Raw genomic sequence first — 13,904 nt, 5'->3', positions numbered from 1 at the left:
GTTCTGCCTCCTCCTCCCCCCAGCGAACCCCACGCGCGTGTCACGCTCTAGCACCGCCGTTCTGTTGGCTGCGTCCGCGCTGATCGCCGTGCGCGCGGGGGCCCAAGCCGCGTTCGATCCGCCGCCTCCCCCGGGCGAGAACCCGCGCGTACGCGGGTTGTACGATCCGTTCCAGACGCCCCCCGGGCCGACGAATCTCAACGTGCCGTCCGCCACGTTCGAGCAACCGGGACCGTCGACGCAACGAACCGGCCCCGCCGTGACCCCCCCCGACGCCAAGCCGCTCGAGGGGGGACAGATCGTCGCCCGCATCGACGGCCAAGTGGTGTTGGCGGGAGACGTCATGTGGCAGGTCGACCAGCTCTTGGAAATGAACCGCGACCGCATTCCCCCCGAGCAGTTCGAGGCGGTCAGCCAGATGGTGCTGCGACAGCAGGTGCTGGCGCTGGTGGAAACGAAGCTGCTGCTGGCCGACTTCCGCCGCACCGTTCCCAAGGACAACATGAAGCAGATCGAAGAGCAACTGGCCAAGCCCTTCGAGGAGATCGAAATCCCGCGGCTGCTGCAGATGACGGGCGCCACGAGCCGCGTCGAGTTGGAAGAAAAGCTCCAGGCGAGCGGGGCCGCCCTCAAAGACATCCAGCGGCAGTTCGTCGAACGGACGATCGCGACCGAGTGGGTCCGGCAGAAGACTCCCAAGCTCAAACCGGTCACGCACGACGAGATGCTCGAGTACTATCGCGAGCACAAGTCCGAGTACGAATACCCGGCGAAGGTGCGGTGGGAGGAGCTGATGGTCCGGCTGGACCGCTTCGGCGGCGATCGCCAGGCGGCCTGGAAGGCCTTGGCCGAAATGGGCAACGACGTCTGGACCAAGGTCGTGCTCAACCCCGAGCTGCGCGGCCCCGTGTTTGCCGAAGTCGCTCGGGCGAAGTCGCAGGGCTTCACCGCCCACGAGGGGGGTCTGCATGAATGGGAGACGCTGGGATCGCTCCGCTGCGAAGCCATGAACGACGTGCTGCGGACGCTGCAGATCGGCCAGATGAGCGACGGCATTGAAAGCGAACTGGGCTTCCACATCGTGCGGGTTCTGGACCGCAAGGAAGCGGGCTGCACTCCGTTCACCGAGGCTCAGGCCGAGATCCGCAAAGCGCTCGAGGACAAGCAACGCGCCGAGGGGACCGAGGCCGAGATCGCGAAGCTGATGAGCGAGGCGCGGGTTTGGACGCTGTTCGACGGCGACCTGCGCGGCGCCGACCTGCAGCAAGCGCTCAGCGGTCGCAAACGGCGCTAAAGTCGGCTTCTTCCCTACTTTGCGTCACGCGCCGGGTTTGCGTACAAGCGCGTGTCGGCAAGCGGGGGCGCGAGTCCCTGTGGCGCCGACGAACCACGCCAGCCAAGGGCTGAGGCCCTCCGCTCGCCTGTTCTGACGCAGGGTCCTTCGACGGCGGCGCAGCAAGGGCGGCGCGAGGCCGGCGATTGAACCCCCGGGCGAGCCCCGGTAAACTGCAGGCTCCCGCGGCAGTGCGGACCGGACGCCGGCGCACGGCGTCCGGCGAATCGCCCGCTCGTCGCGGCGTTGACGTAAGGCCCGCTTCGACAGGCTCGAAAGGACAGTCTCGATGGGAGAGGTCGCGAAACTCACGTTGCCCGACGGAAAATCGGTCGACCTCCCCGTGATTGTCGGCACTGAGGACGAGCACGGCGTCGAGATCGGCAAGCTGCGCAGCTCGACCGGCTACATCACTGTCGACGACGGCTACGTGAACACCGGGTCGACGACCAGCAGCATCACCTACCTCGACGGCGAGGTGGGAATTCTTCGTTACCGCGGCTATCCGATCGAACAACTCGCCGAGAAATCGGACTTCGTCGAGGTCGCGTACCTGCTGATCTACGGCGAATTGCCGACCCCGCAGCAAGCCGAGGCGTTCCGCAATACGCTGCGGCGGCACACGCTGATCCACGAGGACATGCGGCTGTTCTACGACGGCTTTCCGCGGGACGCTCATCCGATGGCGATCCTCAGCTCGGTCGTCGGAGCGATGTCGACTTTTTACCAGGACTCGCTCAACCCCCACGATCCCGACCAAGTGGACCTGTCGATCGTGCGGCTGCTAGCCAAGCTCCCCACGATCGCGGCGTTCGCGTACAAGAAATCGGTCGGCCAGCGGTACATCTATCCGCGCAACTCGCTGAACTACTGCCAGAACTTTCTGCGGATGATGTTCGCGGTGCCGACCGAGGAGTATCAAGTCGACCCCGATCACGTCGACGCGCTGAACCTGCTGTTGATCGTTCACGCCGATCACGAGCAGAATTGCAGCACCTCGACCGTGCGGATGGTCGGTTCGTCGAACGCGAATCTGTTCGCGTCGATCTCGGCGGGCATCAACGCGTTGTGGGGCCCCTTGCACGGCGGAGCCAACGAGGCGTGCGTCGCGATGCTCGAGCGCATCCGCCAGGACGGCTGCAACGTCAAGAAGTACGTCGACATGGCCAAGGACAAGGACAACAACTTCCGGCTCATGGGCTTCGGGCACCGGGTCTACAAGAACTTCGACCCCCGCGCGACGATCATCAAGGAAGCCTGCCACAAGATCCTCCAGAATTTGAAGATCAAGGATCCGATCTTCGACATCGCCCAGGAACTCGAGCAGGTCGCGCTGAGCGACCCGTACTTCATCGAACGCAAGCTGTATCCGAACGTCGACTTTTACTCGGGGGTCGTCTATCGCGCGCTGGGGATCCCCGAGCAGATGTTCACGGTGCTGTTTTCGATCGGTCGCCTTCCCGGATGGATCGCCCACTGGCGCGAGATGCACGCTAACCCCGACAAGCGCATTTGCCGCCCCCGGCAAATTTACACGGGGTCCACCGAGCGCGACTACGTGCCGATCGACCGGCGGTAGCGCCGCGGCGGCGCGCTTCGCGCGCCCCTTTCCGACCTGCCGGCAGATCGTCCCCGTGCTGATTTCCACTGAATCGCTCGCAAAACGCTACGGCCCCGTCGCGGCGCTCGACGATTGCACGCTGGGGGTCGAGCGGGGCGAGATCCTCGGCCTGTTAGGCCCCAACGGCGCCGGCAAGACGACCCTGTTGCGGCTTCTGTTGGGCTATCTCAAACCGACCGCCGGGCGGGCGACGGTCGACGGTCTCGACTGTTACCGGCAATCGGTCGCAGTGCATCGGCTGACCAGCTACCTCCCGGGCGAAGCGCGCTTTGCGCGGCGACTCACCGGACGCGAGACGCTCGAATTCTTCGCTTCGCTTCGCGGCGCCGGCACGCTCGCGCGGGCGCACCGCATCGCCGAACGGCTGCAGCTTGATCTCGCCCGCCGGGTGAGCGAAATGTCGACCGGCATGCGGCAGAAGCTCGCTCTGGCCGCGGCCCTGGCGCCCGACGTGCCGCTCGCGGTGCTCGACGAACCGACCGAGAACCTCGACCCCACGGTGCGCGGCGACGTGCTGGAACTGGTCCGCGAGGCCCGCGCCGCGGGGCAAACCGTGCTGTTCTCGTCGCACGTGCTTTCGGAAGCCGAAGAGGCCTGCGATCGGGTCGTCATTCTCCGCGCCGGGCGATTGGTCGAGTCGGTGCGGGTGGCGGAGCTGCGCCGGCAACATCGAATTCGCCTGCAACTCGCCGGCCCGATGACGCCGCTCCCCGCGGAACTGGCCGCGGGCGTGGTCGTCGAGACTGGCGCCGGGGGGACGGTCGTGATCACCACGTCCGGCGATCTGCCCCCGCTGCTGGGATGGCTCGCCCGGCAGCCGCTCGCCGAGCTGCAGATCGAACCGGTCGGCCTCCGCACGGCCTACCAACGACATCACGCGGGAAGCAGCTAGCCGCCCCTCGCGCCTCCGGCGTTCGGCCGCGATTCCCACGACAAGCGACGGACGAACGACCACGCACCAACGAGCGCCCCGCCCATGAACCTGGTCCTCTTTTGCCGCTACCTGCGCGACTCGGCCGGCATGCTCGCGGCGTGCACGGCGCTGATGGTCGGGTTTCTGTGGCTGCGGTCGTGGGTGTCGGCGATGATCGAGTTCGACGCCTTCATCAAGCTGTTCAGCGAGGGGCTCAAGGCGTTCAGCAAATTGCTGCCTGTGCCGATCGAGCAGCTCGCAACTCCGTTGGGGCGATTGGCGTTCGGCTACGAGGAGGGCCCGGTGCTGTTGGCGTCGGGGCTGTGGGCGATCGCCCGCGGGTCGGAGTGCTTGGCCGGGCAACTCGGCTCGGGGACCATGGAGATGCTGCTCGCCCAGCCGGTGCGCCGAGCGAGCGTCGTCGGCGCCCACACGGCGGTCACGCTGCTGGGCGCCGTGGCGCTGGCCGCAGCCGCGTGGTGCGGTTCAGGGCTGGGGATCGCCACCGCCGGGTTCGCCGATCCCCCGCCCTGGTCGGCGTATCTGCCCGCGTCGATCAATCTGGCCGGGTTGATCGTTTGCGTCACGGGGATCGCGACGCTCGCCTCGGCCTGGGCCCGCAGCCGCCCGCAGGCCGTGGCGCTGGTGATCGGGTTCTACATCGTCGAATTGGCGCTGATGATCGTGGCCCGCATCGCCCCGCGATTCGCGTGGTTCGAGCAGTTGACGATCCTGTCGGCGTACGAGCCGACGCGGCTGGTGCTCGCCATGACCGCTGATCGCTCGGCGGCGATGCCGACGTTCCTGGCCTGCAACGCAGTGCTGTATGGCGTCGGACTTGCGTGCCTGGGGTTGGCGACGTTGCGGTTCTGTCGCCGAGACGTCCCGGCGCCGCTGTAGGGGAGCGATTGGCCGTCTGCGATCGGCCGCTCGCGTGATGACGCTTGGCGTCGGCCGCGTGCCGCGATCCAATCACAAATCGCCGATGACTTCCTCCAAGTCCTGCACCACGTACGAACCGGTGAACGCCACGAGGGGACCCTCGGCGTCGGCGATCTCCACCGCGACGTCAATCTTGGACATCCCTTTGCTCAAGAGCAACTCGAAGAAGTAGCCGGATTGGTCGACGGGGACCGGCAGGCTGGCGGCGCGAATTTGGGGGTCGCGCACAGGACGAAGGAAGCGAATCTGGCTTCGGCGGATGACGATGTTGCCGTACAGCCCGCGCTGGTGAAGCAACAGGAACACCGTGCCCCACCCGGTGATCGTGCAGAGCGCACTGAGACTGCCGGCAAAAGCCGTCGATTGGTGATTGCGATTCGGCTCGAGCGGCATGACGACGGTCAACCGATCCGCGTCCCAGGCGGCCGCTTGAATCTCCATCGCTGCGCAGATCGGCATTTCGCGCAGCAGAGTCGCTTGCAGCAACGTGACGGGGGACTGGCTCATAGGGGTCGACTCGCGCGGCTCCGACGAATGCGCCGGCGGGAGTGCGCCCTGGAACCAGAGTCGCCCGCGTCGGCGCAGACTCGGCATCTTACCCCGTCGTCGCCCCCGGCTCTAGGAGGGCCGGCGGTCGCTCGACAGATGCAGCATTCTGACGGCAGACGCATCCCTCGACTGAGTTTCGCGCAACGGCGCAATCCCTCGCAAGAAAGGACCTGCGTCGGTCTCGTTCGCTCCTCGAGGGGCGTGCTCGCTTGCGCCCTTCACAGCGCCCAGATCAGCAACACCGCGTAGTTGAGCGTATTGGGCGAGGCGCCGTCGGGCGTGCTGTCGTACCAGTCGATCACCGAGACTTTCAGGCTGACGTTCTTGGGCTTGTCGAGCGCAACTTGCCATCCTAGGTCGGTGACGACGCGATAGTTGTTGAAGTCGGCCCACTCGGGATAGTAGTCGACCTTGCCGACGAGCTTCTGACTCGGCGAGATTTGGTGCGAGTAGTCGGCGCCGAACAGGGCCTGCGGCGCCCAGTCGTTGTTGACGCCGCCGAACTCGCGGACGGCGCCGGCGCCGAACCGCGCGGTCAGGTCCAGATCGGGGGTCTTGAAGATTTGGCGTCCCACGCCCGTATTGAGCGAAAGCTGTGTGTCCCAGGTCTGAAACTCGTCGTAGATCAGGTTGCCCAGATAGAACACCGACCAGGGGGACGCGGCCAGGATCCGATCGAGCCGCACGTCGAGCTTGCCGTTGTTCTGCGTCTCGACGCCGTTGGCGTGGTTCTTGTTGTAGGCGAGCGACGAGTCGAACTTCCAACTCGGGGTCTCGCGTTTGAGATGCCCGCCGGAGCGCATGCTGAACGTTTCGTTGTTCCCCTGGCTGCCGTTGATCCCCAGTTCGACGCCCGCGTCCCACGGGACGGGGCCGAACCAGTACGCCGGCTGGTACCAGTAGGGGGTCGGAGTGACGGGCTCGGCGACCAGGTCGGTCAGCGGCGTCTCGGCCGGCGACGCCTGCGGGGACGAGAGAAGCGATTCGTACGCGGGGAGCGGAATCGCGTCGGCGATCCCCCCCGCCTCCGGCGGCGGCAGCACGGCCGGACCCGTCGATTGGGCCGGCGCCGGCGAACCGCCGACGCAACCCAAGCCCAACAGGACGACTCGCAGCAAGAGTGTTCGGCGAAGCATGAATGATCCCGCGCGCGTCGATGCTCGCGCGGCGAATCGTACCCCGCCTCGCCGCGGCCCCAAGCCCAGGGGGGGAGAGTGATACCAAACCGACCCCGGCCCGGACAAGCCGAGTCGGTTGCCGAACAGGAGGACTGCAAAGTCGTCTCATGGAACCGCCAAGGTCGCCAAGGGACCCGAGATGAACTGCAACGGCACGACGAACATGGCGACGAAAACTCAGCGATTCCGACGCGCAGTGCGCGACGCTAGCAACGCCGGCGTCGGTCGGGGTCCGGTCAATCGACGTTCGCCCGGGCGCGCAAGTCGTCCCAGAAGGGCCGAGCCGCGGCGACATCGGCCTGCACGGCCGCATCGTCCACGAACTTCGCGGCCAACTCGTCGAGCCACGTGCGAAAGAACTCGACGCTCTCGCGGCTGATCCGCGGCTGCTCGCCCGCCTGGACGAAGTACGCTCCGCTCGTGGCGAACTGGCGCCGCTCGAGGTCGCTCGTGACCGCACGGACGGCGAACCACCCGCTGGCATCGAAGGGGACCTTCGGCAACCGCCCCCCCTGACCCGCCAACTCGTCCAGCCGGACGTTGTGAATTACGCGGCCGTCTTTGACGATCTCCAGGTACTCGATGTGCGTCTGCGCGTAGAACGCCAAGTTCAGCGCGACTTCGTACTCGCGCGTGCCGTCGGTCGGCTGTTCGAAGAGATGCCCGGGGGGGCGGCCGTCGACGCTCGTCCGCAACAACGGACCGTTGGTCACCGTGACATGACCGGCGCGAAGTCCGGCCAGCCAGTCAGCGGGCGTGACGTCGTCTCCGCAGCGGACGTAGACGCGGTTGGCTCCCAAGGACATCTCGCCGCCGTCCCCCGCGCCGGTTCCCGCGGCCGGGACGATTCGCAGTCCGCAGTCGAGGAGCCGGTGATAGATCGACTCGGCGTAGCGGCCGGGGCCGGTCTTGCCGGGGAAAAGCGTGAGATCGCGCGGCCGGCTGCTCTCGGTCGCAGTCGCGGTTCGGTTCCCGCGCCGGGTCGGCGAGCCTTCGGCGGACATGATCTGCACCGCGTCGAGCTTTCCCGACGCAATCCACACCGGCAGGGCCCAAGCGTCGGCCCGCATCGCGACGATCGCCGCACCGGCTTTCCGCGCCGCGGCCAGCGGAGCCAGCAGCGATCCGTCGGCCGGCACGTCGCACACGTCCGGCAGGGTGTCGCCGCCGACCAGCAGAAGTCCGCCGCCACGGCCTTCGTAGCGGACCGTCGTCGGCGCTGCGGCTCCAGCCGCGGTCTTCGGCCGGCGGCAGCGACCAAGCTCGTTGACGGCGACGGCGACAGGCGCCACGTCGACGCCGCGAGCCGCCATGACGGTCGCCAGCCCCTCGGCCGGCAACCGCACGTCGAGGTCGCCGGCGTACCACCCCTCGCGCCGCATGTCGACGCGGCGCATCATTGCCACGTCCTTGGCGTCGTCGGCGCCGCGAACGATTTCGAGCGTCCCAGGCTGAGTGAAAAACGTCTGATACTCGGGCCCCGCCTCGAGCATCAGCGTGTAGTTCCCACGGCGGAGAGCGAGCGTCGTCTCGCCCGTGAAGTACACGCCGTCCGCGGCGGCGACGGATTCGGGCGGGTTGATCCGCACGAGTCGATCGCGCGCGTCGCGCAGTTCGAGCCGCACTGCGATCGGGGCCTTGGTCTGCTCGTCGACGACTCGCAGGACGAGCTTGCCGTCGGTCCGCTGTGCGACGCAGTTCGAACCAGCCGTTAGCGCGCACGTCAGCAAGGCCATGCGACACAGTGCGAACGACGTTCGTGGCAGGGAATGCGTCATATTCCCCAAGTCTAGCACGCCCCGACAGCCTCGGCGCCAAGGTGCGTTTCGCATCGCGCCAACAGCTTTCTTAGCCGCTGCGGCGTTGATTCCTAAAACAGTCCGTGCAACGGCCCCCCCGGAGCGGCCAACTCTTCCACGCGGCGCGTCGTCGCAGGGTCTTCCGCCAGGACCGGTGCGTGGTGCGGTTTCACCCGGGCGTCGATCACCAGCGCCCCCCGGCAACCCCAGTGCTTCTCGCTCGTCAGCGCGTCGATTCCCCACAGGTCGTCCGCGGGATTGGCGCGCGTGAACGTCGTCCACAGCCAGTTCCCCAGCGACTCGCTGACGAACTGGCTGTCGTCGACGATCACGACCAAGCGAAAAGCGTTCACTGAACTCTCCGCCGTGAACGACTCGCAAAACCGCCGCATCGGCGCCGCGACTTGCTCGCGGCCGGCGGTGCGGGCGCGGACCGATTCGTCGTAGTCGAACGTCGGCGCCGGGCACCTCGGTCCTTCGATCGCCAACACCCCGGGGAGCGCGACGCGCGGGTTGGCGAACCCCTCCGGCAAGCGCAAGTCGTTCGGGATCCGCTCCGCCAGTTCGTACCGCGGCGGTCCCGCAGCGGCGATCACCACTTTCGACCCCGCATTGAGACCGGCGCCCGAATAGTCCAGCGTGTCGATCGTCGTGTGCGTGTGGAAGTGGAGATCGCGGCTCCAATCGGCTCGCCGCAGCACATGGGCCAGAAACGCTCCCTCGTCCCCCGCGTCAAGCCGCGGGTCGTCGTTCCGGGCGGCGATCAGCAGGAACTTGGCGAGCGACAACTGTCCCTGCCCCAAGATCGCGCACGCCTGGGTGAGCAACTCCTGCGGCGCGACGCGTTCCAAGAACGGCATGTACCGCTCGCTGCCGATCGCCAGCAGCAGCGGATGAACTCCCGCCGCGTCGACCGCGTTCACTTGGTGCACCCCGGGCAACACCGTGGGAATGAGCGGCCCCGTCAGCTCGTGGATGAGCCGGCCGAACAGCGTGTCTTCCTGCGGCGGGCGACCCACGACGGTGAACGGCCAGATCGCGTCGCGTCGGCACATGACCTGCTCGACCCGCAGCACCGGAAACGGATGGGCGAGGCTGTAGTATCCCAAATGATCGCCGAACGGCCCTTCGGGGACGAGCCGCTCGGGGTCGACGATCCCCGTGATGCAGAAGTCGCTGTCGGCATGGACGGCGATGCCTCCCGGGCGTCGGATCATTCGCGTGCGGCGACGCGACAGCGCCCCGGCGAAGGCCAGCTCGCTCATCCCCTCGGGGCACGGCATCACCGCGGCGACCGCCATCGCCGGCGGCCCGCCGACATGCACGTTCACGCGGAACGGCTGGTTCGCTTCGATCGCTGCCGCGTGGTGAACTCCGATGCCGCGGTGGATTTGATAGTGAAGCCCGACCTCGCGATCAGGCTCGTAGTGCGGCCCGGCAAGCTGCACCCGATACATCCCCAGGTTGGAGCGCCGCAGGCCCGGCTCGCGAACGTCTTCGGTGTACACGACCGGCAGCGTGACGAACGGTCCCCCGTCGCGGGGCCAGCTGACCAGTTGCGGCAGTTCGCTGAGCCGCACTTGGCGTTCGAGCACCGGCCCGCTGCGAACGTAACGGGGGAGCATCGTGACGGCATCGAGCGGCGCCCGCCAGTATTTCCACGGCGCCCGCAACGCTTGTTGCGGCCTCGCCTTGAGCGTCACCAACCGCTCGACCGCAGCCAGCGAGTCGCGAAACATGAGCCGCGTGCGGTCCCAGGTTCCGAACAGGTTGCTGACCATGGGGAACCGACAGCCGACGACATTGGCGAACAACAACGCCGGCCCCTCCGCGGCGTGAACGCGGCGATGGATCGCCGCCGCTTCGAGCCGCGCGTCGACGGGGGCGTCGATCCGCAGCAGTTGGCCATGTCGAGCGAGGTCGTCGACGCACTCGCGGAGATTGCGATAACCCATAGTCGATTTTGCGATTCGGCCCCGGGACGGACGAAGCTCTCCGGCCTCGGCGGCGGCCAACGCCGGGGCGTTCTGCTCGGCGGAGGCAGGCGAGAACGCTCGGCTGGGAAGTGTACCGGCGATCGGGCGCCAGCGTAACTCGCGCCCGGTTGCGGCCCCGCCGGAGCACTGGTTCGACCCGCACAACCCGTGCGATTCGCCTCGCTTCGGCAGGGTGTTTCCTTCCCTCGGACCGTCAAATCCTAGTGGACGCCCGGAGAAAACCGTACACTACAGGGATTGCCTGGACCGGCGGCCGACGCCTCGGCCCGCCCCGGGAGCCCCGTCGCTCCGCTGCCCGGAGCGACCGCTCGCGACACCTTACCGAGTCGAAGGACTCTGCGCATGGCTCACGACGACGACCGCCTGCCCGAGATCGCCATCGTCGGCGATCTCACCGAGAACGAATCGGAACTGACCGAGCGGATCCTCGACGTGGAACCGGGGGGAGAGTGCCTCATCTACTTCGACTCGCCGGGGGGGAGCCCCTACTGTGCGATGTCGCTGATGACGCTCATCCGCCTGCGCGGTTTGCAGGCCACGGGGATCGTCACGGGCGAGTGCTCCTCGGCCGCGCTTTGGCCGTACGCCGCCTGCAAGCGCCGGCTGGTCACCCCGTGCAGCGTCATGCTGTTCCACCCCATGCGGTGGCAGAGCGAAGAGAACGTCGGTCTGGCCGAGGCCGCCGAGTGGGCTCGCCACTTCGGCTCGCTCGAAAAAGAAATGGACAAGCTGCTGGCCGACCTCTTCGGCGCCAGCTACGAGTCGGTCGACCAATGGATCAACCCGGGTCGTTACGTCTCGGGTCCCGAACTCGCTGAAGCCGGTTTGGCCGAGATGGTGGGATTCGACCAACTGTCGTCGGTGCTCGCCTCGATCCGCCCGTCGGCCAACGGGAAGCCGCGCGGCAAGTCCCCCGCGCGCGTCGCCGCCAACTGAGTCGCAGGCCCGTCTCTCCGTAACGGGCGGTTGCGCCCGAAACATGCTCCGCCGAGTTGGCCGGCAGCTTCAGCGCACGAAGCCCGCAGCAAACGGCCGGAAGCGGGACCCCGGCAATAAACGGCTCCTGCCGACTCGCGACCTCATTACGCTCGCCGGCCTCTCGCGAGCGATCCCCTGCCTCGCACCGCCGTCGCACCGGCGGCACAGAGCGCACCCAGGGCGAACGCCGCCGGTTCGGGTGCGGCGAGCACGGCGCCGCTTGCCGCGGCGCTGAAGCCGCGCTGCCAAGTCAGGAAGTCGCCGCCATCGACCGCGCCGTCGCCGGTCGCGTCTCCCTGGGCCGCGGTCGAGAGGTCGGTCTCGCCGTAGTGCGTCTGCCACACCGCCAAATCGGCGCCGTCGATTGCGCCGTCGAAATCGAAATCCCCCGGTCCTCCATACGCCTTCCCGCGGACGACGAACCGCATATTCGAGCCGACATTGGTGCGCCACTCGCTCGTGCTGGCGATCCACAGCAGGAAGGAACTCGGGGTCGTCGGGGCGATCAGCGGTTGATCGGCCGCCTGGACCATGGCGCCCGTCCCCCACGTCGTGCCAGCCGGCCCGAACTGCCCGGCCCCAAAGACCAGCGCGTAGGCCCCCGGCGTCAGCGACGCTGACAGCGGCGCGAACGTTTCCTCGCTGGGATACGCCGCGGCGACCAGCGCACTGCCGACGACCGCGCTCGTGGCGAACGGCGGCTCCGGCGGCAATGCCGTGACGGATTCCAACCGCACGATCGCCGCGAACAACTCACCCGCTAGCGGCAGCGCCAAGTGGCCGCCGACCTCCGTGGCCAGCATATTGCCCGTCACCGTGAATCGCCAGGCGACAAACTGGCCGACGCCGATCGTCTGCCCGCCGCGGACCCCGGGGGCGCCCATCGCGGCCGAGGCGAACTCGATCGTCGCACCGGCGGAGCGGAGCGGAGCCCCGGTCAGAGACGCAACGAGGATCAGGGCGAAGCAACTCGGCGACTTCATCGCGCACCTCGATCTCAGCAGGGAGATGCCGCCGAGCGCGACGAGCCGCCTCGGGGCAAGTCGGGATGGTAGATGGCCCCGGTCCGGCCAGCCATGGCACTTGCCGGTCGCACCGGTTGTGCCGCCAGACGTCCCAGAGCGTCCCCGCTAGCAAACGGCGTAACGTCCTGGCCGACGTTGCGCTTCAGCAGGGGTCCGGCCCCGTCGCGGCCAGTTATGCCGTGACCGTGGCGCCGGGGACTTCTCCCGCTCCAGGAGCCCTCCATGGTCGCCTTCGATTCCCGTTCGCCCGATTCAACCCGACTCGACTCGACCGTCAGCTTCACGCGGCCGGGGCGCGGCGCGCTGCACGTCGAGCGCGACGAGACCGGCGGCATCCGCGAGGTGCGGATCGCCGGGTGGCGCATCCTGCGGTCGAGCCCGCTGCGACGGATCGCCGAAGTGCGCGAGTTCTCCGCGGGGCGAATCGCCGTGCTCAGCGAGCGGTTCGTCCCCGCCGGCTCGGTCTCGCTGCAGGTCTGGCAGATGTACAACGCCGCCGGCCGACTGACGGCCGCCGTGCACGCCAAGCCGGACGGGACCGAAGCCCTGCTGATGAACTACCAAACGCGCGAAGCGTGCCGCCTGGCGCCGGACGACCGCGGCCAACTCGAAACCGTCGCCGCGTGGCGATTCTGAGCACGCGACGCCGGCGCGGCATTGGGCTACCGGCTCAACCCGCGGGCTTCGCTCCACTTCCAACTGCGCGGCCGGGACAACAGTTGGGCGACATGCCGATCGTAGTCGCCCTGGTCGACAATCCGCCGGCGCGTCCCCCGATGCGACAACCAAGTCCGCTGCCCCGTGGCCCGCAGCCGCCGGACGATCGAGTCGCGCACCGCGCGGCGGATCTCCTCCCACGGCCGGTCGTCGTTCCAACTGACCACGACATGCAGCGAGGTCGCATCGGCCGCAGCAACGTGGACCCGAAAGCCCTCCTGCCCGGCCGCGATGTTCGTCTCGGCCAGCAGTTGCCGCTGCAGGGCGTCGTCAAAGCACGCCTCGGGGGCGTCGCCGGCATGGCGAAATCGCTCGGCGACGACCCGGTCGGGCAGAAGCCGCTGCCCCGCGACGACCAGCGTCTCGGGAGCCGGCGTCGCCCACTGGCCGTAGGCGTCCCAGGACAGGTGATAGCACGGCATGGCGCAAGCCTCCGCAGAATAAGTGTTCGTACGTACACTAATCCTACGCGCCGCCGCCCACACGGGCAAGCTTTTTGCGCGCGGCCTGGCGGACTGCACAATCCCTGTCTGAACCGCCAATCATGCCGAGGACCTGACGAGACATGACCGCCGGGGGGATTGCGCCTGCAACCGCGATCAACTCCGGTTGAGGCCGTTCGAGTCAGCCGGCAATGCCTGAATCCGCGTCCAACTCCGTGATTGAGAACGCCTTTTTTTGGGCGCACCGGGAGCGTTGGCGGTACAGAACATGGACTTCTGCGGGCGTCCTGCTCGGCCGTCGCGATTCGCGTGGTCAGGAATACCCGGGGCGGTAATAATTGCCGCTGGGCGCGTCCGCCCTCGTTGCTGGCGCCTCCGCACGCCGCCCGGTTCACCTGGCTCTTACGCC

Annotated in this window: 12 protein-coding genes; 6 read left to right on the top strand and 6 right to left on the bottom strand. The window is 67.8% G+C overall.

What is annotated here, in order from left to right; all coding sequences use genetic code 11:
* The first annotated feature begins 37 nt into the window (after positions 1-37).
* The 4 genes from KF688_17180 to KF688_17165 all read left to right on the top strand — a co-directional run bounded on the left by KF688_17180 (position 38) and on the right by KF688_17165 (position 4,767).
* On the top strand, positions 38-1,294 hold the full coding sequence (locus KF688_17180; protein ID MBX3427415.1) for a peptidyl-prolyl cis-trans isomerase: 1,257 nt from the start codon (positions 38-40) through the stop codon (positions 1,292-1,294).
* Between the two features lie 328 nt (positions 1,295-1,622).
* Positions 1,623-2,912: a citrate synthase gene (locus KF688_17175; GenBank protein MBX3427414.1), complete on the top strand. Its 1,290-nt coding sequence runs from the start codon at positions 1,623-1,625 to the stop codon at positions 2,910-2,912.
* 55 nt (positions 2,913-2,967) lie between these two features.
* On the top strand, positions 2,968-3,846 hold the full coding sequence (locus KF688_17170; GenBank protein MBX3427413.1) for an ABC transporter ATP-binding protein: 879 nt from the start codon (positions 2,968-2,970) through the stop codon (positions 3,844-3,846).
* Positions 3,847-3,930: 84 nt separating this feature from the next.
* Complete coding sequence (locus KF688_17165; GenBank protein ID MBX3427412.1) at positions 3,931-4,767, top strand: ABC transporter permease subunit; 837 nt, start codon at positions 3,931-3,933, stop codon at positions 4,765-4,767.
* Between the two features lie 72 nt (positions 4,768-4,839).
* Here KF688_17165 and KF688_17160 read toward each other — a convergent pair whose 3' ends face one another.
* The 4 genes from KF688_17160 to KF688_17145 form a co-directional block, all read right to left on the bottom strand.
* Complete coding sequence (locus KF688_17160; GenBank protein MBX3427411.1) at positions 4,840-5,316, bottom strand: YiiD C-terminal domain-containing protein; 477 nt, start codon at positions 5,314-5,316, stop codon at positions 4,840-4,842.
* Between the two features lie 260 nt (positions 5,317-5,576).
* A complete protein-coding gene (locus KF688_17155) occupies positions 5,577-6,494 on the bottom strand; it encodes a DUF481 domain-containing protein (GenBank protein MBX3427410.1) in 918 nt (305 codons plus the stop codon).
* 278 nt (positions 6,495-6,772) lie between these two features.
* Positions 6,773-8,272 carry a hypothetical protein gene (locus KF688_17150; protein MBX3427409.1) on the bottom strand — a complete coding sequence of 500 codons (1,500 nt, stop codon included), beginning with the start codon at positions 8,270-8,272 and terminating at the stop codon, positions 6,773-6,775.
* Between the two features lie 134 nt (positions 8,273-8,406).
* Positions 8,407-10,290: a UbiD family decarboxylase gene (locus tag KF688_17145; GenBank protein ID MBX3427408.1), complete on the bottom strand. Its 1,884-nt coding sequence runs from the start codon at positions 10,288-10,290 to the stop codon at positions 8,407-8,409.
* 384 nt (positions 10,291-10,674) lie between these two features.
* On the opposite strand from KF688_17145, the gene KF688_17140 reads away from it, so the two are divergent.
* Positions 10,675-11,268: an ATP-dependent Clp protease proteolytic subunit gene (locus KF688_17140; GenBank protein ID MBX3427407.1), complete on the top strand. Its 594-nt coding sequence runs from the start codon at positions 10,675-10,677 to the stop codon at positions 11,266-11,268.
* 146 nt (positions 11,269-11,414) lie between these two features.
* On the opposite strand, the gene KF688_17135 is transcribed toward KF688_17140, so the two are convergent.
* Entirely contained in the window at positions 11,415-12,293 is an 879-nt protein-coding gene (locus tag KF688_17135) for a hypothetical protein (GenBank protein ID MBX3427406.1), read from the bottom strand.
* A 264-nt stretch (positions 12,294-12,557) separates the two neighbouring features.
* Between KF688_17135 and KF688_17130 the strand changes: the two genes are divergently transcribed.
* Complete coding sequence (locus KF688_17130) at positions 12,558-12,971, top strand: hypothetical protein (GenBank protein MBX3427405.1); 414 nt, start codon at positions 12,558-12,560, stop codon at positions 12,969-12,971.
* 26 nt (positions 12,972-12,997) lie between these two features.
* On the opposite strand, the gene KF688_17125 is transcribed toward KF688_17130, so the two are convergent.
* Positions 12,998-13,474 carry a hypothetical protein gene (locus tag KF688_17125; protein ID MBX3427404.1) on the bottom strand — a complete coding sequence of 159 codons (477 nt, stop codon included), beginning with the start codon at positions 13,472-13,474 and terminating at the stop codon, positions 12,998-13,000.
* Positions 13,475-13,904 lie beyond the last annotated feature (430 nt).

This window comes from Pirellulales bacterium (genome assembly GCA_019636345.1).
Classification (GTDB): Bacteria; Planctomycetota; Planctomycetia; order Pirellulales; family Lacipirellulaceae.
The sequence above is the reverse complement of the archived record's forward strand: the minus strand, read 5'-3'. Positions and strand labels throughout refer to the sequence as shown.